20 protein-coding genes and 4 pseudogenes are annotated in these 19823 nt (G+C 34.9%); 6 read left to right on the top strand and 18 right to left on the bottom strand.

Annotation, left to right across the window (positions count from 1 at the left end):
• Positions 1–164 precede the first annotated feature (164 nt).
• Both IGL31_RS13530 and IGL31_RS13525 read right to left on the bottom strand, forming a co-directional pair.
• Positions 165–405 (bottom strand): annotated as a pseudogene (locus IGL31_RS13530) (hypothetical protein).
• A pseudogene (locus IGL31_RS13525) lies at positions 398–520 on the bottom strand (SinI family restriction endonuclease); the annotation flags it as partial. The pseudogenes IGL31_RS13525 and IGL31_RS13530, both read right to left, overlap by 8 nt.
• 373 nt (positions 521–893) lie before the next feature.
• Between IGL31_RS13525 and IGL31_RS13520 the strand changes: the two are divergent.
• Positions 894–1094 carry a helix-turn-helix domain-containing protein gene (locus IGL31_RS13520; RefSeq protein ID WP_002340509.1) on the top strand — a complete coding sequence of 67 codons (201 nt, stop codon included), beginning with the start codon at positions 894–896 and terminating at the stop codon, positions 1092–1094.
• A gap of 48 nt (positions 1095–1142) precedes the next feature.
• Positions 1143–2741: an SNF2-related protein gene (locus tag IGL31_RS13515; protein WP_256927198.1), complete on the top strand. Its 1599-nt coding sequence runs from the start codon at positions 1143–1145 to the stop codon at positions 2739–2741.
• A 22-nt stretch (positions 2742–2763) separates the two neighbouring features.
• Here IGL31_RS13515 and IGL31_RS13510 read toward each other — a convergent pair whose 3' ends face one another.
• Positions 2764–3444 (bottom strand): IS6-like element IS1216 family transposase, encoded by a 681-nt coding sequence (locus IGL31_RS13510; protein ID WP_001015311.1) that lies wholly within the window; start codon positions 3442–3444, stop codon positions 2764–2766.
• 228 nt (positions 3445–3672) lie between these two features.
• Positions 3673–4851: an IS256-like element ISEf1 family transposase gene (locus tag IGL31_RS13505; RefSeq protein WP_086300305.1), complete on the bottom strand. Its 1179-nt coding sequence runs from the start codon at positions 4849–4851 to the stop codon at positions 3673–3675.
• Between the two features lie 1465 nt (positions 4852–6316).
• Here IGL31_RS13505 and IGL31_RS13500 point away from each other — a divergent pair.
• Entirely contained in the window at positions 6317–6871 is a 555-nt protein-coding gene (locus IGL31_RS13500) for a tyrosine-type recombinase/integrase (RefSeq protein ID WP_002301108.1), read from the top strand.
• A gap of 230 nt (positions 6872–7101) precedes the next feature.
• The gene (locus tag IGL31_RS13495; protein WP_225479018.1) at positions 7102–7782 is read left to right on the top strand and encodes an IS6-like element IS1216 family transposase; all 681 of its coding nucleotides are present in this window, start codon (positions 7102–7104) and stop codon (positions 7780–7782) included.
• Between the two features lie 115 nt (positions 7783–7897).
• On the opposite strand, the gene IGL31_RS13490 is transcribed toward IGL31_RS13495, so the two are convergent.
• Positions 7898–8200 carry a MazG-like protein gene (locus IGL31_RS13490; RefSeq protein ID WP_069989612.1) on the bottom strand — a complete coding sequence of 101 codons (303 nt, stop codon included), beginning with the start codon at positions 8198–8200 and terminating at the stop codon, positions 7898–7900.
• Positions 8201–8580: 380 nt separating this feature from the next.
• A complete protein-coding gene (gene xerS / locus IGL31_RS13485) occupies positions 8581–9666 on the bottom strand; it encodes a tyrosine recombinase XerS (protein ID WP_086300289.1) in 1086 nt (361 codons plus the stop codon).
• 321 nt (positions 9667–9987) lie between these two features.
• Between xerS and IGL31_RS13480 the strand changes: the two genes are divergently transcribed.
• Both IGL31_RS13480 and IGL31_RS13475 read left to right on the top strand, forming a co-directional pair.
• The gene (locus tag IGL31_RS13480) at positions 9988–10221 is read left to right on the top strand and encodes an addiction module antitoxin (RefSeq protein WP_002295764.1); all 234 of its coding nucleotides are present in this window, start codon (positions 9988–9990) and stop codon (positions 10219–10221) included.
• On the top strand, positions 10218–10625 hold the full coding sequence (locus tag IGL31_RS13475; RefSeq protein WP_002307501.1) for a type II toxin-antitoxin system death-on-curing family toxin: 408 nt from the start codon (positions 10218–10220) through the stop codon (positions 10623–10625). The genes IGL31_RS13480 and IGL31_RS13475 overlap by 4 nt, the downstream gene beginning before the upstream one ends.
• 295 nt (positions 10626–10920) lie before the next feature.
• Here the strand turns inward: IGL31_RS13475 and IGL31_RS13470 are convergent.
• From IGL31_RS13470 to IGL31_RS13415, 12 genes and pseudogenes are all read right to left on the bottom strand, one after another.
• A protein-coding gene (locus tag IGL31_RS13470; RefSeq protein ID WP_086956687.1) for an IS3 family transposase occupies positions 10921–12083 on the bottom strand; the annotation gives its coding sequence in 2 pieces (ribosomal slippage) (positions 10921–11807 and positions 11807–12083; 1164 coding nt in all).
• 75 nt (positions 12084–12158) lie between these two features.
• Positions 12159–12260, bottom strand: a pseudogene (gene yidD / locus IGL31_RS13465) (membrane protein insertion efficiency factor YidD); the annotation flags it as partial.
• Positions 12261–12471: 211 nt separating this feature from the next.
• The gene (locus IGL31_RS13460) at positions 12472–12849 is read right to left on the bottom strand and encodes a DUF302 domain-containing protein (RefSeq protein WP_154731875.1); all 378 of its coding nucleotides are present in this window, start codon (positions 12847–12849) and stop codon (positions 12472–12474) included.
• Between the two features lie 410 nt (positions 12850–13259).
• The gene (locus tag IGL31_RS13455) at positions 13260–14024 is read right to left on the bottom strand and encodes an ABC transporter permease (RefSeq protein ID WP_002311027.1); all 765 of its coding nucleotides are present in this window, start codon (positions 14022–14024) and stop codon (positions 13260–13262) included.
• Positions 14021–14674 carry an ABC transporter ATP-binding protein gene (locus tag IGL31_RS13450; RefSeq protein WP_086300291.1) on the bottom strand — a complete coding sequence of 218 codons (654 nt, stop codon included), beginning with the start codon at positions 14672–14674 and terminating at the stop codon, positions 14021–14023. Before IGL31_RS13450 ends, IGL31_RS13455 begins: the two co-directional genes overlap by 4 nt.
• 83 nt (positions 14675–14757) lie before the next feature.
• Complete coding sequence (locus tag IGL31_RS13445) at positions 14758–15180, bottom strand: cupin domain-containing protein (RefSeq protein WP_002307506.1); 423 nt, start codon at positions 15178–15180, stop codon at positions 14758–14760.
• A 723-nt stretch (positions 15181–15903) separates the two neighbouring features.
• Positions 15904–16092 carry a hypothetical protein gene (locus IGL31_RS13440; protein ID WP_002311028.1) on the bottom strand — a complete coding sequence of 63 codons (189 nt, stop codon included), beginning with the start codon at positions 16090–16092 and terminating at the stop codon, positions 15904–15906.
• A gap of 557 nt (positions 16093–16649) precedes the next feature.
• Entirely contained in the window at positions 16650–16931 is a 282-nt protein-coding gene (locus IGL31_RS13435) for a topoisomerase C-terminal repeat-containing protein (protein WP_025480082.1), read from the bottom strand.
• Positions 16932–16939: 8 nt separating this feature from the next.
• The gene (locus IGL31_RS13430; RefSeq protein WP_252702753.1) at positions 16940–18454 is read right to left on the bottom strand and encodes a DNA topoisomerase; all 1515 of its coding nucleotides are present in this window, start codon (positions 18452–18454) and stop codon (positions 16940–16942) included.
• A gap of 13 nt (positions 18455–18467) precedes the next feature.
• Positions 18468–18608 carry a hypothetical protein gene (locus IGL31_RS13425; protein ID WP_002316998.1) on the bottom strand — a complete coding sequence of 47 codons (141 nt, stop codon included), beginning with the start codon at positions 18606–18608 and terminating at the stop codon, positions 18468–18470.
• 13 nt (positions 18609–18621) lie between these two features.
• The gene (locus IGL31_RS13420; protein ID WP_002307508.1) at positions 18622–18816 is read right to left on the bottom strand and encodes a hypothetical protein; all 195 of its coding nucleotides are present in this window, start codon (positions 18814–18816) and stop codon (positions 18622–18624) included.
• 43 nt (positions 18817–18859) lie between these two features.
• A pseudogene (locus IGL31_RS13415) lies at positions 18860–19813 on the bottom strand (primase C-terminal domain-containing protein); the annotation flags it as partial.
• Positions 19814–19823 lie beyond the last annotated feature (10 nt).

Below are 19823 nucleotides of genomic sequence, written 5' to 3'. Positions count from 1 at the left end.
TCTCGCTTAATTATACAAACGGCGAGAATATCGACAAGACTAGGATATTTTTTTATATATGCATATCCTTGTGGTGCAGTAACTCCTAAATTTTTTAAATTAGACAGACTTATTGGTAAAAGTATTTCTTCTAGGTGGATAATTTCGTAAGCATATTTTCCCTTTTAAACTAATTGTTCAAACTCATCGTCTCCTAAAAAGTAGTGTTGATTTTTCTTAAGTTTAGTAATTGGATTTTTTACAATCAATTTATACTTTAAAGCTTTGGTGGGATTGTTTCGTAAATCCAAAAGATATTATAAGGATCTGAGGTAAGATAGAAATTTTAAATTCAAAGTTTTTTTGTTTGTTTATAATTTTTTCCATGTATCGTGGATAGATACTAATAAGGATATTGTTAGTCATCGAGTGTCCATAATTCTCGTGTGGATTTTTCATTAATATAAGCTAAATAACTATTTTCAGTTAACTTAGCTGCCAGTTCCTTACTAGCTTCAGTCATTTCTATTAATGCTTTCCAAAGGTAAAGCTAATTTACATTGATATTAAAACCACGCAATCGATACAAATACAAACTGCTAGAAAAGGCGATAATACGGGAGTTCTTGAGCTTGTGGCTTGAGAAACTTTTTTATTTTACGATGAATTTCATCAATGAGATACAGGCATAATTTCCAAGGGGATAAAAATATAACACCCCTAGGTTTTGAATTAACACCCTATGACACCCCTAAACACCCCCTAAAATTTACGTTCCTATAAATATTTATCAAAATCTAATCAATCGTAAAATAATTAAGTGTTCGCTATATTTTTATGTAAAATTTCATATCAATCGTGATATAATATATTTATTATCGGCATATCAGATTGTAGAGAAAATAGGTGATAAGATGATGAGCTATAAAAAATTGTGGAAGTTATTAATTGACCGAGACATGTCAAAGAAAGATTTAGCTGAACTGGCTGATCTTAGTCAATACACCATCAACAAATTAAATAATAGTGGCACAGTGACAACTGAGACACTAACTAAAATTTGCATCGCACTGAATTGTGATGTTGGGGATATTTGTGAAGTGGTAGCTGCTTAATACAGCACAGAATAAAGAATTAAAATTATAGCCTTGTGGGAGACGCTCATGGAATTAAAATTAATTGATAACAAGGGGGATAACACCCTAGAAAATTTAATCAGTGAAAAGGTGACAAAACATTCGAAAATCAGTATTCAAACTGCTGCATTTTCAATTTTTGCTTTTCACGCATTACAAAAGGAAATCAAGCGTTCAAAGGGGTTGCGTTTGGTTCTGACGAAATCTTTCTTTGAGAAGGAAGAAACTAGTTTTTTAAAGCGGTATGAAATTGCGCAAAGTGAAGAAGATATTTCTGGAAATAAGTATGAAATTAAGCTCAGAAATAAAATGAATACGGCTTTTATTGCTCGTGAAACGGCAAGGTTGATTGAGGAAAAAGTAAAGGTTCATCAGCTGGGACCAAATCAAAATGCTTTGGATGAACTACTGATTGAAAATGAAGCAGATATTGAAGGTAATGTGGTAGTTCCTTCAATGTTCAAATTTACTTCAGATGGCTTAGGACTTACAGAGTCAAATAACGTTTCTTCAATGACGGGAATTATTGGTGAACCTAATCACTTAGCTGGTTTAAAAGCTGACTTTGACGCTGTCTGGAATGACCCTAAAAAGTCAAAAGAAGTAACAGACAAGGTGCTTGAAAAAGTCAGAACCATTTATCAAGAAAATCCACCTGAATGGATTTATTTTGTATCGCTTTACCATATTTTCCATGACAAGTTGAGTGAATTGGATGAGCAAGATATTGCGCCAGAAGGTTCTGGGTTCAAGGATTCAGTAATTTGGAATAAGCTTTACCAATTTCAAAAAGATGGTGTGATGGGCTTAATTCGTAAGCTTGAAAAATACAACGGTGCGATTCTAGCAGATTCAGTTGGTTTAGGTAAAACTTTCTCAGCCTTGGCCGTTATCAAATATTTTGAGTTGCAACGTAAACGAGTACTCGTTCTTGCTCCAAAACGACTACGGGATAACTGGACACTTTATACACGACCTGATGTAAGAAATGTTTTAGTGGATGACTACTTTAACTACACTGTTTTGAACCACACTGACCTTAGCCGTTATAAAGGTGAAAGTGACGGAATCAAGCTGGATACTTTTCTGTGGTCTGATTTTGATTTGGTTGTCATTGATGAATCCCACAACTTCCGTAATAATGATACCAGCGTCAATCGTGAAACCAAAACACGTTATCAACGCTTGATGGAAGATATCATTCAAAAGGGACGTAAGACAAAAGTATTGATGCTTTCAGCTACACCAATCAACAACCGAATGAATGACTTGAAAAATCAGATTGGTTTCATCACTGAAGGCAAAACGGACGCGTTGGCGAAGTATGATGTTGATGATATTGACACGACACTGCGTTTAGCACAACAAGCTTTTAATCAATGGATGGAACTGGATGAATCTGAACGGACGACTCAAAGCTTTCTTGATAAGGTCAATCCGGATTATTTCAAGTTACTGGATATGTTGACGATTGCTCGTAGTCGGAAACACATTGAAAAATATTATGATACGACTTCATTGGGAGATTTCCCTGAACGCCTGAAGCCAATGACAGTGAAACCAAATATTGATTCATCAGGGCAGTTCCCTAACTGGTTCTGTTGCAAAGTTTTAAATAAAGAATAAAATCCCTTACGGTATCTATGATTTAAGCTGGGATTCCCAATAATACCTTGATTTCAGTACAGACCGAAAACCCGAAGAGAGTGCCTTCTTTTCGGGTTTTCTTATATAATCCTCGAATGGCTTCCATGCCTTTAATCGTGGTAGAGGCAGTGCGTAAACTTCGATAGAATTTATTGCGTCTCTTTACTGGACGATGGTCTTGTTCAATCAAATTATTCAGGTATTTAATGGTACGATGTTCTGTTCCTTGATAAAAGCCGTATTCTTTTAGTTTCTTAAAGGCACTTGTAATAGAGGGGGCTTTATCTGTGACTACAACCTTCGGTTCATCAAACTGCTTCACTAACCGCTTAAGAAAAGCATAGGCTGCTTGTGTGTCCCGTTTTTTACGTAACCAAATATCCAAGGTTAAACCATCTGCATCGATGGCTCGATACAAATAATGCCATTTTCCTTTAATTTTGATGTACGTTTCATCCATTTTCCATGAATAAAAGGATTTTTTATTTTTCTTTTTCCAAATTTGATAGAGTAGTTTGCCATATTCTTGCACCCAACGATAAATCGTCGTATGAGAAACGTTAATGCCACGATCATATAAGATTTCTTGAACTTCACGATAGCTAAGGTTATAACGAAGATAGTAGCCCACGGCTACAATAATCACATCCTGCTGAAATTGCTTTCCTTTAAAATGATTCATCGTCATTCCTCCTGCCATCTTTTTCTATTATTCTACCTTATTTGATAGTAGATTTAAAACTTTGCAACAGAACCGACAAATTGATTAAGCAAACAAAAGCAAAAAAAAATCAATCATTACAAAGGAATATTCCTTTGCGATAAAATAAAAACAAGAGGTGTATAAAATGAAAAAAAGGGAGCGTCAATAATTTTGTGTAAATAAATCGTCCTTCTGCAAAATAATTAGTTACTCAGTAAACATTGAAACTAATGTATCGGTTACTTGTTGGAAACCTTTATGGCTTCTGTTTAGAAATTTTTGATTGTATGTATCAAAAATGCTGACTAGAAAGCGTTCTAGTGATTCTTCATTTTGAAACTGCTCTTTTCTGCGGCTGTACTTTTTAATTTGCTTATTGAAAGACTCGATTAGATTGGTTGAGTAAATGGTTCTACGAATATTGGGTGGAAACTCATAAAAAGTCAATAAATCTTGGTTTTCTATGAGTGACTGCGTCACTTTAGGATAGTTTTTCTTCCATTTCTCAATCATACAGGATAAGAATGTATTCGCTTCTTCCTTTGAGTTAGCTTGATAAACAGCCTTAAAGTCATCACAGATTTCTTTTCGGTCTTTGACACGTACTTTATGAGCAATATTACGAGATACATGGATACAACAATGCTGATATTTTGCTTTAGGATAAATTTGTTGGATGGTATCTTTCATGCCTTTTAAGCCATCCGTAATAAAAAGCAAGACTTCTTGAACTCCTCTGGAGTTAATATCCTGTAGCAGCTCATTCCAAACGTATGTTGATTCAGTCGGAGCAATCGCATAACTCAGTACTTCTTTAGTGCCGTCTTCTCGTATACCAATGGCAATATAAATCGCTTCTTTGGATACGGTTTGGCGTTTTAATGGAATATAAGTAGCGTCCATAAAAATAGCGACATACTTATCATTTAAGGCTCTGGATTTAAAGGCGTTTACTTCTTCAGTCAGAACTTTAGTCATGTTGGACATGGTTTGTGGAGTATAGTGATGCCCATACATTTTTTCGATTAAATCAGCAATTTCAGACATCGTAACACCTTTTTCGAATAAATGGATAATAGTGGTTTCCAATGTATCGTTTGTTTTTTTGTAGGCTGGTAAAGTTTGTTGTTTAAACTCACCATTACGATCTCTAGGTATTTCCAATGTTAATTCACCATATTCGGTTTTGATTGATCGAAAGTAAGAACCGTTTCTCGAATTACCTGAATTAAAACCAGTGCGATCATATTTTTCGTAATCTAAAAAAGCCGTTAATTCAGTCCGTAGGAGTGTGTTTATCGCTTTTTCTAAGTGCGAACGGAATAATTCATTTAAATCGCCTTTAGTGACTAGAGTTTGCACAATTTCTGTAGTAAAATCATTCATAGGGAAGTCCTCTTTTCTGTGAATTGGTTGTCGTTAACTTTATTCTACAGAAGGGACTTCCTTTTTTGTATGGATTTTTTCATTTACACAAAATATTTTACACTCTCAATAAGATGCTGCGGTGAAATGAAAATAGATTAGATAGATATTATAAATATGTTGATTCTATTTTCATAGCAATGGAGAAAATACATTAGCAATATATAAAAGAAGGTATCAAGAGTCACAGTGAATTTATTCCGAAAAGTGAAAAGAGCAAATATAAAATTTAATAAAAATATAGAACTAAATAGGAAAACGTAGACGTAATTTTCTACGTTTTCCTTTTCATATATATTAAATATTACGGAAAATTATATAAACTAATTTAGTGTTTTGTTTGTAATTCCTAATTTTGCTCCACTTTTAGATAATTTTTAGGTCTATTTAACTCATCAGACATTCTATGCTCATTTTTCTCCAAATTTGTTTCAACTCTTTCGTACTTAATTTTGCGTATTTGAAAATTCTTCTTTTAGAGTACTTTTATTACGATACTAGTATGATATATATCTATAGCAAACAGTTAAAATCTTCCTAAAATAAGCGAATAGCATTCCTAAAACCTATAAAATTTTTAGATGAAGCGACAAGTGGACAATTAATAAACTACTTGAACATGAAATTATGGATCACCTTTCAAATTTAGAAAATGGAATTCTTATACTTATTGCGCAACATTTATTGATTGCAAAATTATGTGACAAAAAGAACTAGTAGAAGAAGGAATAATGGCTTGATAATAAAGTACTACCTATTAAAGGTAGTACTTTATTTAATTTAGTATAAATTAACATACTACTATATTTTAGGTTTCATATTATATAAATTAATAATATACTACCATTTGTTGGTAGTATAATTTAAAGGTAATAAGTTATTCTTTTATTACTATGTTTGGGTTTTATAGCAAAGAAAGTTTAATAAGAGTTTGGACCTAGCAAACAATATTAATGAGGTCATTAAATCTTATTATCTTTAGTGATATAACGAAATATCTACACAGACAAAATTATGATCTTGCGTAAAGTTATAAAATATTAATAAAAATATTTTATTAATGAAAAGCTTGGTAGCACGGTTATTCATATGCTAATTTATTTCACTTTATAGTAAGGGGAGTTCTTAGTATATTGTTCAAACTTAAATTTCATATAATTTAATTATGTAAATTAGCTATTCTAAGAACTTCTACGGATAACTGCCCGTCTAAAATTTAAATAAGAGCTTAGAATCTTCATATAAGTAAGGTTAATTTTTTTGTACAAAAAAGTCGGAATATTCTGAGTTACTGAAATGATATAAAATCATAAACTAAACCCCTTGGTTTTCTTCACTTTTAACAGAGTATATATATAAGTTCATGATTATGGTAAAATATATATATAATCATGAACTCAGAATATTTTTAAGAAGGGAAACAATAGTGAGCTATAATGTACAACCGTTAAGGACAAATGAAGAGATACAAGATTTTCAGTTTTGGCTAAGAAGAACAAGTAATCCAGAAAGAGATAGTTTTTTATTTTTGTTTGGAATCAATAATGGGTTACGTATGTCAGATATTATAGGATTAAAAGTTGGAGACATACGAGGTAAAAGTAAGCCTATTATTGTTGAACATAAAACAGGTAAGCGAAAACCGATTTTTATAGATAATTTGAGAGAAGAGATTTTATTATATACTGAAGGTAAAGAAGAAAATGATTGGTTATTTCCAAGTCGGCAACAAGGTCGACATATAACAAGGGATCGTGTCTATCAGATATATGCAGATATAGCAGAAAAATTAGGAAGAGATGATATAGGAACACATACATTAAGAAAAACTTTTGGGTATCACTACTACAAGAAAACTAGAGACATTGCTACCTTAATGTTTATTTTTAATCATAGCTCGCAAGCAATTACAAAAAGGTACATTGGTATAACTGAAGATGAAATAGGGGCATCGTTACGTGGTTTTAAATTGGGAGGCTAATTGAGATATTAGGATATATTTTTTGTGTATAATGAAAACTTAGAAGGCGAGATTAATGAAGATAACTGAATTTTCGGAAGTATTTAAAACGTTTAGTAACATTTACAATAGAATACCAGAGATAGAACAAAACGTTGTAGTTGATAATGATTATTAGGTTCTGTTGCAAAGTTTTAAATCTACTATCAAATAAGGTAGAATAATAGAAAAAGATAGCAGGAGGAATGACGATGAATCATTTTAAAGGAAAGCAATTTCAGCAGGATGTGATTATTGTAGCCGTGGGCTACTATCTTCGTTATAACCTTAGCTATCGTGAAGTTCAAGAAATCTTATATGATCGTGGCATTAACGTTTCTCATACGACGATTTATCGTTGGGTGCAAGAATATGGCAAACTACTCTATCAAATTTGGAAAAAGAAAAATAAAAAATCCTTTTATTCATGGAAAATGGATGAAACGTACATCAAAATTAAAGGGAAATGGCATTATTTGTATCGAGCCATCGATGCAGATGGTTTAACCTTGGATATTTGGTTATGTAAAAAACGGGACACACAAGCAGCCTATGCTTTTCTTAAGCGGTTAGTGAAGCAGTTTGATGAACCGAAGGTTGTAGTCACAGATAAAGCCCCCTCTATTACAAGTGCCTTTAAGAAACTAAAAGAATACGGCTTTTATCAAGGGACAGAACATCGTACCATTAAATACCTGAATAATTTGATTGAACAAGACCATCGTCCAGTAAAGAGACGCAATAAATTCTATCGAAGTTTACGCACTGCCTCTACCACGATTAAAGGCATGGAAGCCATTCGAGGATTATATAAGAAAACCCGAAAAGAAGGCACTCTCTTCGGTTTTTCGGTCTGTACTGAAATCAAGGTATTATTGGGAATCCCAGCTTAAATCATAGATACCGTAAGGGATTTTATTCTTTATTTAAAACTTTGCAACAGAACCGAAGAGAGCTCGCAACCATTTTCATGTTCACGCACCTTTTTTTGCTATCATCATTTGAAAATTATAGTTGCTCTTTTTCAGTCAAAAACTTTTCCAGTTCAGATTCAATGTCGACATCCAAACGATCAGATAACTCAATTAGCCACCAGATATTTTCGGCTAATTTATGTTCCAATGTGTACGGCGTTTCGTCATAATAACGCCCATTCTTGGTCATCACCAGCCTGTCTAAATTGCCAATATCGTTGGATAAAGCCAATAAATCCTCGTCAATTGTCCATTCAGTCCCATGATTTGCCCGCTCAAGTTCATGATAGCGGGCCCGAATTGCCTGACTACGTGTGATTAATTCTTTTAAATCCATCTTTTTTCCTTTCTTGCATCCCATTTGTGATCACCTCAGTATGACATCTCTACTCGAGATGAGCCAGCCATAACTATCCGCCCTTCATTTTTAACAACTTCGCTTCAAGAAATGTGTCTCTCAATAAAAATAGTTGTTGAATTTCATTTACTTACATAGTGGTCAGTTATGGTAAGATGTTTGTAGGTCATGTATGGTTACACTCCTTTGTTTTCTTTCGTCGGAAATACAATTTGAGTGTACCATAAATGCCTTTTTATTTTTCTAACTTAATTTTACAATTCGCGTAATATAAAAATGATAATGAAGCTTGCCTTTAAAGTTGGGCTTTTATCTAATTTTAGAGACAGGCTTCATTATTATACTATTTTTTACTACATTTACAAAGCGTTCAAAGCATCAATTGTAGCTGCATTGTCTATATGAGTATATAAAGTCGTTGTATTGGTACTTGAATGTCCCAATTGTTGGGCAGTCAATACCAAAGAATTTGTCTGTTGGTAGAGTCTAGTAGCCAATGTATGACGCAGTTTATGCGGACTGACTTGGACTCTGAATCCTTTCGAATATTTTGCTACCATCCGTTCGATTGCAATACCGGATATACGTTTGGCTTCTCCTTGGTAAATTGCTAGAAATAATGCTTTTTCGTTTTCTGTCACTTTATATCTTTCTTTCCGAATAGCTAGATAATTAGCTAAATATTCCATTGCGAACGCTGCTATATTGACCGCATCTCTCTTATTTCCTTTTCTAGTTACTACCACATTATTCTTATCCAAAGATAGATCATCTAAGTTAATATTTACAACCTCGGAGAGTCTCAATCCAGATCCTAAAATCAGTGCATTGATCGCCAGGTCTCTTTCTACATCTCGATGGTAATAGATCAGAGCTCGTTTGCTCAAAGTATTTTTATATTCATTGGCAATATAATCTAGATAATTTTGTGTATCTTCGTCTAGAAATAATTTTTTCTCAATGGCATTTGCACGAGCTGCTAAAGTTGTTTTATCTGTGATAGTTGCTACCTGGTCCATAGGATTATCGTCTAAGTATGGTTTTCCTAGAGGATTATTGGAACTTTTCGAAAGATATTTAAATAGAACTTTCAATGCTGTTATATTTCTATTGATAGTAGAAGTGGATAGGCCTAAGTTATTATTATCTTCGAGCTTAGCTTTTGTTGTATCTTTTTTTACATTTTCTTTTGCGCGACGTTTCAAATGAGATTTGTACAAGTTTAGGTCATAGGCAGTTAAATGTCTTATCGAGGTGATTGAAGTATCAGGAACGATAGACTCACTCAGAAGCCATTCATAAAAGAGCTTATAATTTTTTAGATATTCTAAAGTGGTTCGAGGTGATTGATCTTTATCTTCACGATCTTGAACAAAATCTTTTATATAATCGGGCATATGAAGTATGATTGTATCTATTTTTTGATATATTTCTGTATTTTTCATGTCATTCATCCTTTCAATAAGTAGGAGAGAGGAGTACCCCTACAATTGGACTATACCAATTATAGGGACGTTTGTCAATTGGTATGCTATATTTTTTTTGGAAAACACAAATTATATAAGGTTCTATATAATCATATAAAATAAATGGTATATATAAATAGGCGAGGGGATAGCAGTTTGTATTCTAAAAATTTTTTTGGTTTTTCTTAATTCTATAGAAAGAACAATCTTTCTATAGAGTTAGACATGAGAGGGACTACGATTGATTTAAAATCAATAAGCGTATATACTGTATATACAAACAAAAAAGGGGAGAAGACTATGGCAATCAAAGAAAGAAAATTCAGAGAAGTAGGGAATTCAGTAGTATTAACTATTTCAAAGGAGTTTCTTAAAGAAAATGGGTTAAATCCTGGAGATACGGTTTTTTTAGATGAAGAAAAACTTCGAGCAGCAATTACAAAAAAACAAACCTTATCTGATGAGATCGATGTAGCAATATCTCAAGCATTAACTGAATATGATACTACTTTTAGAGAGCTTGTCGATAAATGAGTGTTCATTACCTAGAAGCCAAAGATGTTATAAAAATGAATGTGATCCAAATAAAAAAATACTCTCCTAATGAACCCATTGGTGTAAAGGACGCGAATGCTTTAGAAATGTGTGTAGGACAACTTCGAGCCTCAGCTTTTGGTGAAGAGGTTTATCCTTCGATTTATGAAAAAGCAGCTATCCTACTTATACAATTGATAAAGAAACATCCTTTTCATAATGCAAATAAACGTACTGCTTTCTTAGCTACTTTTGTCTTTTTGAAAATCAATGGACAGCTTTTAGCTATTGATCAAAAAGATGCTGTAAATTTAGTGGTATATATTGCTACATATGATAAGGATTTTGACCAACTAAAATATGAAGTGATCAACACTATAAAGACACATACGAAACCCATTTAAGGAGTTGCTGTATGTGTCTTTATAGTGTTATTAGCTGCTATAGCGAAATAATTGAAGTAAATTACAAATAGCTATAATTCAAATCCAACTATACAGAAAACGTAAATTTTCTATATACTTGGATATGCTGGAATGTTTAATAGAATAATTACATTTCTAGAAAATACTGGAATGGCAACAGTTTTTTTGACAAATTTTATAAGATGCAGAACTTCTTTCCGTATGCTATTCCGATTGTCCTTGACAATGAGCCTCCTCGGATGTGACGATCTTCGGCAGGAGCTAACAGTTAAAGTTAGACTGCCTCGCTAGCGTTAGCACATCCGAGCTCATTATCAAGGATTCGCTGCGCCAATCTCTGGTTACGGTAACCAACCGGTGTCTCGTAGCCAAGTGTACCGTGCAACCGAAGGTGGTTCCACCAATTGACATAGTCAAATAACTCCAAATCCAATTGTTGTAAGGTTTCAAATGTGTATTGATAGACAAATTCTACTTTCAACGACTTATAAGTTGATTCAGCTACGGCATTATCAAAAGGACAGCCTTTATGACTCAATGATCGATTGATGTCAAAAGTTGTTAATAATTCATCAATAGCTTGGTTATCAAACTCTTTTCCACGATCAGTATGAAAAATCTCAACCTCTGTCAGAGGTTGTTTGATACGGCTAAATGCTTTTTTTACTAGAACGGCATCTTTATGTTCTCCACAAGAATAGCCGAGAATTTCTCGATTGAACAGATCCAAAATGAAACAGACATAATTCCATTTTTTCCCGACTCGTACATAAGTCAAGTCTGTTACGATCGCTTCTAATGGGTTGTCTCTTAAGAATTTACGATTCAATACGTTTGTCGTTTTGGCTTCATTGCAAGTAGAATGATGTACTTTAAAATAAGCAACAGTATAGCTCGATTTTAATCCTCTATTTTTCATGATTCTACTAATTTTTCGTCGGCTGATCTGAATGCCTCGTTTTGATAAGGCTTTTTTTATTTTTCTTGAGCCGTAGGCCTTTCGGCTGCGGATAAATTCTTCAGCGACTACTTCTTCAAGTTCTGATTCGTCTTTCTTTGGTTTTGATTGATAATAATAGGACTGACGTGATAGACCTAATATTCTGCACATCGCTGATATAGGGTAAAGATGCTTATTCGCATCGATTACTTGTCTCTTCGTCCGAATATCAGCGCTGCTTGCTTTAAAATATCATTTTCCATTTCTAATTGCTGGTTTCTTTTACGTAGTTCTAACAATTCTTTTTGTTCAGGCGTAAGATTATCTTTTTCTTTGAATGAACCACTCGTTTTAGATTGCTTTACCCATTTGTCAAATGCTGAAGCCGTTAGTTCATATTCTCGAATGATTTCTACACGTGGCTTTCCAGCTAAGTAAAGATTGACGATTTGTTGCTTGAATTCTTGTGAAAAAGTTCTTCGTGTTCTCTTAGACATAAAAATTCCTCCTGGTATGTTTTCTTCTAGTCTACACACCTTAATTTTTCTGTCTAGTTAATTGTAGCCTATCCAAGCATAGTGCGAGCAGGTGGGATAATAACGGCAACTCGGTGGAAACAACGGCGAAATTCCTTTTTGATAACCTTTTATACTTAATAAAATGATATTTTTCATTTATATACCCCCATGCATATTTTTTGTAAAGCATTTTTCAAAAAGAATAAAAACGACCATAATATGTCGGTATTTCCGAATCTTGTATTAAGAGCTAGTGGATAAAGTTACATGACCTTCCTCCCTATGGGCAAAAAAAACTATAGAGGACACTTTTTTTAGTGTACTCTATAGGGGTCCATTTTAGTTCATGAGAAAGTCTTTTTTATATTTATTTAGCAGCGTCCACTACTTCTTTTAATGTTGATTCAACTTCTCTAGCAATCATTGTCAAATTATCATCTTTGATAAAGTCAATTAATACTGTTGGTTTTAGTAGTCCAATATACACATCGGCTTCTTTTTCATAAACAACTACCTTACACGGTAAAAAGTAGCCAACTTCAATACGTTTTTCCAATACTTCTTTTGCTTGTTTTGGATTACATACTTCTAATACCTCAAAATTTGTAGGGAAATCTAACCCTTTAGATTTAATTTTTTCTTTAAAATTAACTTGATACAATACACCAAATTCTCTTTCTTTGAGTTTCTCAATGAGTGCTTCTGTTGCCGCTTGGAATGATTTAGTTGTTTTAACTTCATACATAAAGTTCACTTATATTCCTCCATTTTTCATTTCATGTATATTTTGTGGAATCGACTTTTTTAGAATCTGCTTTGAATATTTTATCTATTAAAGCTTCTTTGATAATAGTGTCCATGATTTGGAATTCTTATTGGATAGAAATTTCTTTCTAGAACATGATTTCGTCGAAAGTTCTCATTGGTTGAGGATAGGCATGTTCAAAACAATCAGTCCGATATCCTTTTAATCCAGTTGCTGCACTATATAAAAAATTTCATCATAGTTTCGCCCTAGTCGTTCCAAAGATTCGATGACAAAAATATCCTTCTTCCTTAAAAAATGAAGTTCTTTTTGCAATTATTCTCGTGAGGTCTTCTTTTAACTACATAAAATTGTAACCACTGGTTTTAAGAGTAGTGTATCATCCCAAATCATATAATTAATTGACTGCGATTGTTATAAAACTCACGGTAAGCCATATAACTAGCAATAAATGAAGAAATCGCAGTAACTGAAATCAACATAAACATCACAACAATTTGGTAACGAATCGCTTGAACAGGATCAATTCCCGCAAAAATCAACCCTGACATCATACCTGGTAGGCTGACAAGTCCAACCGTTTTTGTTCGGTCAATAGAAGGAGCCATGCCCGTTTTGACGCTTTCTCTTACAATACTCATGGACGCTTGTTTTTTATTGGCTCCCAATGCCAATTTTTCCAATACCTGTTGGCGTTGGTCCGTAAATTTTGAATTCAAAGACCGATAGGTCACTCCAATCGCAGTCATGGCGTTGCTGGCAATCATGCCTGTAATTGGAACGATTTGGGAAGGGGTCCAGTCAATGACTCCTGAAAAAACAAGAATGAGTAAGGACAAGGCTGTTCCTACTCCAATAGCCGTCGTTGAAATTTTAAAAGAGCGGTTGATCCCCTCACTGCGTGTATGGGCGTTATAAGAAGCGTTGAACACAATGAACAAAACCATCGCTAAAGTGAGAAAGTTGTTATCCACTCGTAATACGTAGCTCAATACATATCCAATAAGGAATAATTGAACGACAGCGCGAATTCCCGCAATAAAAATGTCGTTTCCTAATCCCAATTTCTCTTTGTAATCAATCAACAAGGCAACTATCAAGAGGACAGAAGATAAAAGCAAAGAAAGATTACTGATTTCCAAATTGTTTGTCATTTCGATTCCTCCATTTTTCCACCTTTGATAGTAATCAGACGAGAAGCTTGGTCGATTTCTTCCTGGTTGTGAGTGACGGCCAACACCGTAGTTTGTTGGTCTTTCATCATGTCTCGGACTAAATCAAGGACAATCGCTCTGTTTTCTTGGTCCAATGAACTGGTAACTTCATCCAGGAGCAACACTTTCGGTTGATACATCAAATTTCGGACCAATGCAACCCGTTGTTTTTCCCCTCCTGATAGTTCCTTGACCTCTTTCGATAAGTAAGTTTCAGGTATTTGAACTCGTTTTAACAATTTTTTTGCACGTTCTCGATCAAATCCTTCTTCTCTTATGCGGGCAGGAAAAGACAAGTTCTCTTGAACTGTCTCATCGAATAGAGAAGCGTTTTGAAAGAAATAAGAGACTTCTTTTCTATACTCCACAGGATCGATTTTTTGCAGATCCGTACCTCGATAATAAATTTTTCCGGAAGTTGGGGAAAGCAGCGTACCAATTAATTTCAAAAGGGTACTTTTTCCACTTCCAGAAGGACCAGAAAAAACAATCACTTCCCCTTTGTTTACTGTAAAAGAGATATCTTGAAGGATTTGGTTTCCGTTTGCCTGAAAACCAACCTTCTCTAATTGAAACAATGAATCACTCATACCACTTCTCTCCTTTATAAAAAAGACCTGCACCAGTGGACCATCCATACGGGTGCAGGTCTTTTGTTTCATCCTAGTGTACCTCAGTGTTCGTTTGGATCGTTTTTGGCGTCTTCATGAGTAGGGTGAACCGTTCCTTCAAGGTGATCTGGACCAGCATAAATGGTATACAGTCTGAGCGGCTTATCACCGGTGTTTTCGATGTTGTGCCACATGTCCGCCGGAACAAATACGGCGTCATCATCCATCACTTTTTGTTGAACATGTAAGTTATCTTTAGAAGGCCCCATTTTACACACGCCTTCTCCTTCTTCAATACGGATAAATTGGTCAATGCCTTCGTGCACTTCCAAACCGATGTCATCGCCCGGTTGAATGGACATTACGGTGACTTGCAGTTTACTGCCTGTCCAAATGGTCGTCCGGTAATTATCATTTCCTGTGGTGGCGTCTTCAATATTAATGATATACGGCTTCTTCCCATGATCCTTGTAGTCTATTTCCATCTTCCATTCCTCCTAGTCTTTGTACTGAAACAATGATACCTACTTATTATTTATAATAATTCTAATTAATGGTACCACATCTAAAAATTCTATGCAAAAAAATTGGCTTTTTGGAGAGCGATTCTAAACAAAGACCATATAACGCGCAATTACAATTGGTACCCCTTAATCCTCAGCACCTAAAGGAAAAAATATGGAATCAAAAAATAACCGATATGTACTCTGGTTATGACTTGAATCAGGGAGAATTTCAGAGACGACACATCATACTTTTTTAGTTTACACTTGTAAACTAACTAGCGTACACTAAGTTTATGCTCACTATCAAGCGTTGTCAATCCTTTAGACTCTTATCAATTTCGAAAGAAAGTAGCAAGGCTATTGATTGTGACTGTAAAAGTGGGGTGTTCCTATAAGCACATTAAACTATCTTCTCTAATTTATCATGCTATTTAAATTCTGTTTTTTCATGAGAATTTTTGTCCAAAACTTGTTAAAATGATTTTAAAAATACTTACATACACAATCCCCAAAAGACACTAATGTCATTTCAGTCAAAAAAGATACCGCAGAAAATTTCCACCTGAGATTCAATACGATATTACTCTCTTGACAGCCAGCTTAATTCCTTAGTTGAATAGATTATTAAAGTGCACAAAAAAACAATGCGGCGTTTGTTATATTTTCTGGTATAAGCGACGGTGCTATAAACTTTTTTGCAGATTAAAAATCATATGAATTTAACTCCAGTAATAAGAGTTTAAGTGCCAATGCATGCATGATTCTTTCAATTTCCGTTTTATGAGTAGACAGAGCGATTCCTTCATTGCATTGGAAAATGAGTTTGTTTCTCGTAATATGTATGCTCTCATTTTTGGTTGCATAGTATTCTCTCCATTCGTCTTCATACATAAGAACGCCTCCTTTGATCATCCTATATTTAAGTCCTTCGTTATTAATATACGTAAAAAGTTGGTATTTTATTTTTATTTTCTCTCTCTTTAAAAAAACTGAAAAAAGAGCGGTTTACAGGCATTTTCATGGATAAGTTACCCATAGATCAATCTGAAATGAGCGTAGAACTTCCCTCTCAAACACTGGTTTTTTAGAGAAATACGAAATATTAGGGTTATTTGCAGAATAGCTACTTATTCTTACAAAGCAACAAGCGAGCAAAAGAAAAATTCCTTTCAAGCGTTTTTTGGCGGTACACTATTTTAGCGACAGGCAAGATAGCAAATATTTTTTACAACTGGTTTGACTGTCGGCGACGACAGCCCACAGCCAAAAATAAAGAAGTCAAGGACTGTGAGGGTGGAGATTTTTTGGTGGTCTGCCAAAAAATACTTACCCGTTCCTTGACTTATTTAAGTGTTATTCAGTTTTAGGCTATTACAACTGGGTGACTGAGACGATTTTGGGGGCTTGCCCCTTTTTTCCAAAAGGGGCAAGGTCTAGATCTTGTGTTTTTATTTTTTTGGAAATTCAAAAGCTAATTTCATTTCGTCATTCAGTGTTAACTTTGCCGAGAAATTGCTTCCTTTTTTACTTTTGAACCCTTTGATTAAACTCGTTTCTCTTTTGCTTAATAAATCTTGGACATTTTTCTTTGTGAGTGCTTTTTGGCTCCATCTTTTAGGAAGCGTAAATTTGCAACCGTCTTTGTAGCCCGAACAGCCATAAAATTTTCCTTTGTTTACTACGCTGTTTTGACATTTCGGACACGTACCCATCACATTTTCTTGTTCCATATGACCGGCTACATCTGCAATGTTTTCTTTTTTGTCTTGGAAGTTTTGTGGCACTTTTCAATGAGGTGCTGCACAAACCGCTCGATACTGCCTAAAAAAGCTTCTTGTGTGCCTTGTTGGCTTCGGATCTTTTTCAAATAGCGTTCCCATTGGGCAGTCATGCCGGCATTGGCGATTTCGTCCTCTGCAATTATGCGGCACAACAATTCGCCTTTTTCTGTCACATAGATTTTACTCTTACTGATCGTGATGTAGTCCTGTTTCTTCAATGTTTCAATGATACTGGCTCTAGTGGCCTCGGTTCCAATCCCTTCGGTTTCTTTAAGAATGTCTTTGCTGTCTTTATCGTCCATTGCCCGTCCGACATGTTTCATGGCGGTTAGCAGTGTGCCCTCTGTATAGTAATTGGGTGGTTGGGTTTTCCCTTCCTTTGTTTCAAGGGCGAAAGCCACTGAATCATTGACGGTTACTTCTGGTAAAAGTGGGTCGTCCTTGTCTTTTTCTTCCTGTTTATATAGTCGTTTCCATCCACGCTCTTTTTCTGTCTTCCCTTTTGATTGGAACAGAACCTGATTGATCGCTGTATCAATGGTGGTTTCGTCATAGATATACGGCTTTTCAAAAATTGCGAGGGTACGATACAAGACCAGAAGATAAATGTTTTTTTCGTCTTTCGTTATATCACTGAGCTTCGGCAATGTCTTCGTTGGAATAATCGCATAGTGTTCTTGTACTTTGCTTCCATCTACATACCGTTTATTTTCGTTTAGCTGCGGTTCGGAAATGCCCACTCCTGCTAGTTCGAGATACCGACTGAGGTTGCTTTTCAGGTAGTCAAATTCGGGGCGACCAATATAATTGGTATCGCTTCTTGGATAAGAAAGCACCTTTTTTTCATAGAGTTTTTGAGCGATCGAAAGCGTTTTGTCGGCACTGTACTTAAAGCGTTTGTTCGCGAAAGATTGTAAATCAGACAAGCTAAAGAGTTTCGGCGCATACTGCCGTTTTTCTTCCACTTTGACATTTGTTACTTCGGCATTCTCCGCTTGCTCTAGCTGATTGGTTTCTTTGAACCCGTCAAGGTTTTCGAGTGTATCAAACCGCTCTTTGTATTTCCCTTTGTACTTACCATTCGAGTGTGTGAAAGTGGCATACAACTCATAAAATAGCTTGCTGACGAAATGTTTGATTTCTTCGTTGCGTTGGTAAATCAAGAACAAAGTCGGGGTTTGGACGCGTCCAACGCTAAACATGCCTCTCATGCCGTTTTTCTGCATATAAAGCGTGTAAAGACGGGTGAGATTGATTCCTACCAGCCAATCAGCGATTTGTCGGGTTTCTGCTTCTTTGTAAGTGGAATAAAACGACTGTCCGTCCTTCAGATTTTGAAATCCTTTTTTGATTTCGCTAGTTTCAAGCGAGTTGATCCATAAACGTTTAATGGTTTTCCGGCTATTTCCCGAAAGGTTGATAATCAAGCGGGCGATTGCTTCACCTTCTCGGTCGCTGTCGGTCGCAATCACGATTGTTTCCGCTTCATCTAAATGCTTTTTGACGATCTTGTATACCTGTCAATACGGATTGAACTGTTGTTAATGCTCCGGAAATTCTTCCTTGAATATCTCCTGCAGCTGCACCTAAATATAAAGTTTGGAAATTATTTTGTAGAAAATTCATAGCTCATTCTCCTTTATTTTTCTTCTTCTCTTTGTAAAGCTATTGTTTGTTCTTGCTTTTGTTCTCTATGTTGGTCTTGCTGTTTTTTAAGCTGTTGAGCCAATTCCTCTTTATCATCTTTATATGGAGTGAGTCGTTTCAACTTATCGCTTTGAAATGTACCGATATAATATTTTTTATCTCCGTTTTCGTCTTCTCTTTCAAACACGTATCATAGATATAAATGTAATGGCATAGTGCGGGTTTTATTTTCAGCCTGTATCGTAGCTAAACAAATCGAGTTGTGTGTCCGTTTTGGGGCGTTCTGCTAGCTTGTTTAAAGTCTCTTGAATGAATGTATGCTCTAAGTCAAAAGAATTTGTCAGCGCCTTTATATAGCTTTCTTTTTCTTCTTTTTTTACTTTAATGATCGATAGCAACAATGATTTAACACTAGCAAGTTGAATACCACCATTTCTTCCTGATTTAATCTTAAAGAAAATTTCCTGGTTCGCTTTCAGTACCTTCAGCAATTTATCTAATGTCCGCTCAGGAATGCCTAGCGCTTCTCTAATCTCTTTTTTGGTCGTCGCTAAATAAGGCTTGTATACATCGCTTTTTTCGCTAATATAAGCCATTAAATCTTCTTTCCATTCTGACAAATGAACACGTTGACGTTCGCTTCTTTTTTTCTTGAATTTAAACCACCCTTGACGGACAAATAAATCTTTACTGGTTAAATCACTTGATACCCAAGCTTTGCAAAGAATGGTAATGTATTCCCTATTAGCCCCTTGATAGTTTTCTGAATAGGCACTTCTAACAATTTTGATTACTTCTTTTTCTTCTAAAGGTTGATCTAATCGATTATTAAACTCAAACATATTATATTCGCACGTTTCGATCGAATAGCCTGAACTAAAGTAGGCTAAAGAGAGGGTAAACATAACGCTATTGCGCCCTACTAAACCCTTTTCTCCTAAAAATTTCGTTTCGTGCAATAAGAGATTAAACCAGGGTTCATCTACTTGTTTTTTGCCTTTTGTACCGCTTAAAAACGTTAGACTTGAACGAGTAAAGCCCTTATTATCTGTTTGTTTGAAAGACCAATCTTGCCATTCTTTGAAAGAATAACGGTAATTGGGATCAAAAAATTCTACATTGTCCGTTCTTGGTATGCGAGCAGTCCCAAAATGATTGCACGTTAGATCAACTGGCAAAGACTTTTATGATTTG

The sequence above is a fragment of the Enterococcus sp. MSG3290 genome (assembly GCF_050555565.1).
In the GTDB taxonomy this organism is placed as follows: Bacteria; Bacillota; Bacilli; order Lactobacillales; family Enterococcaceae; genus Enterococcus_B; species Enterococcus_B faecium.
This window is presented reverse-complemented; position numbering and strand designations above follow the sequence as displayed.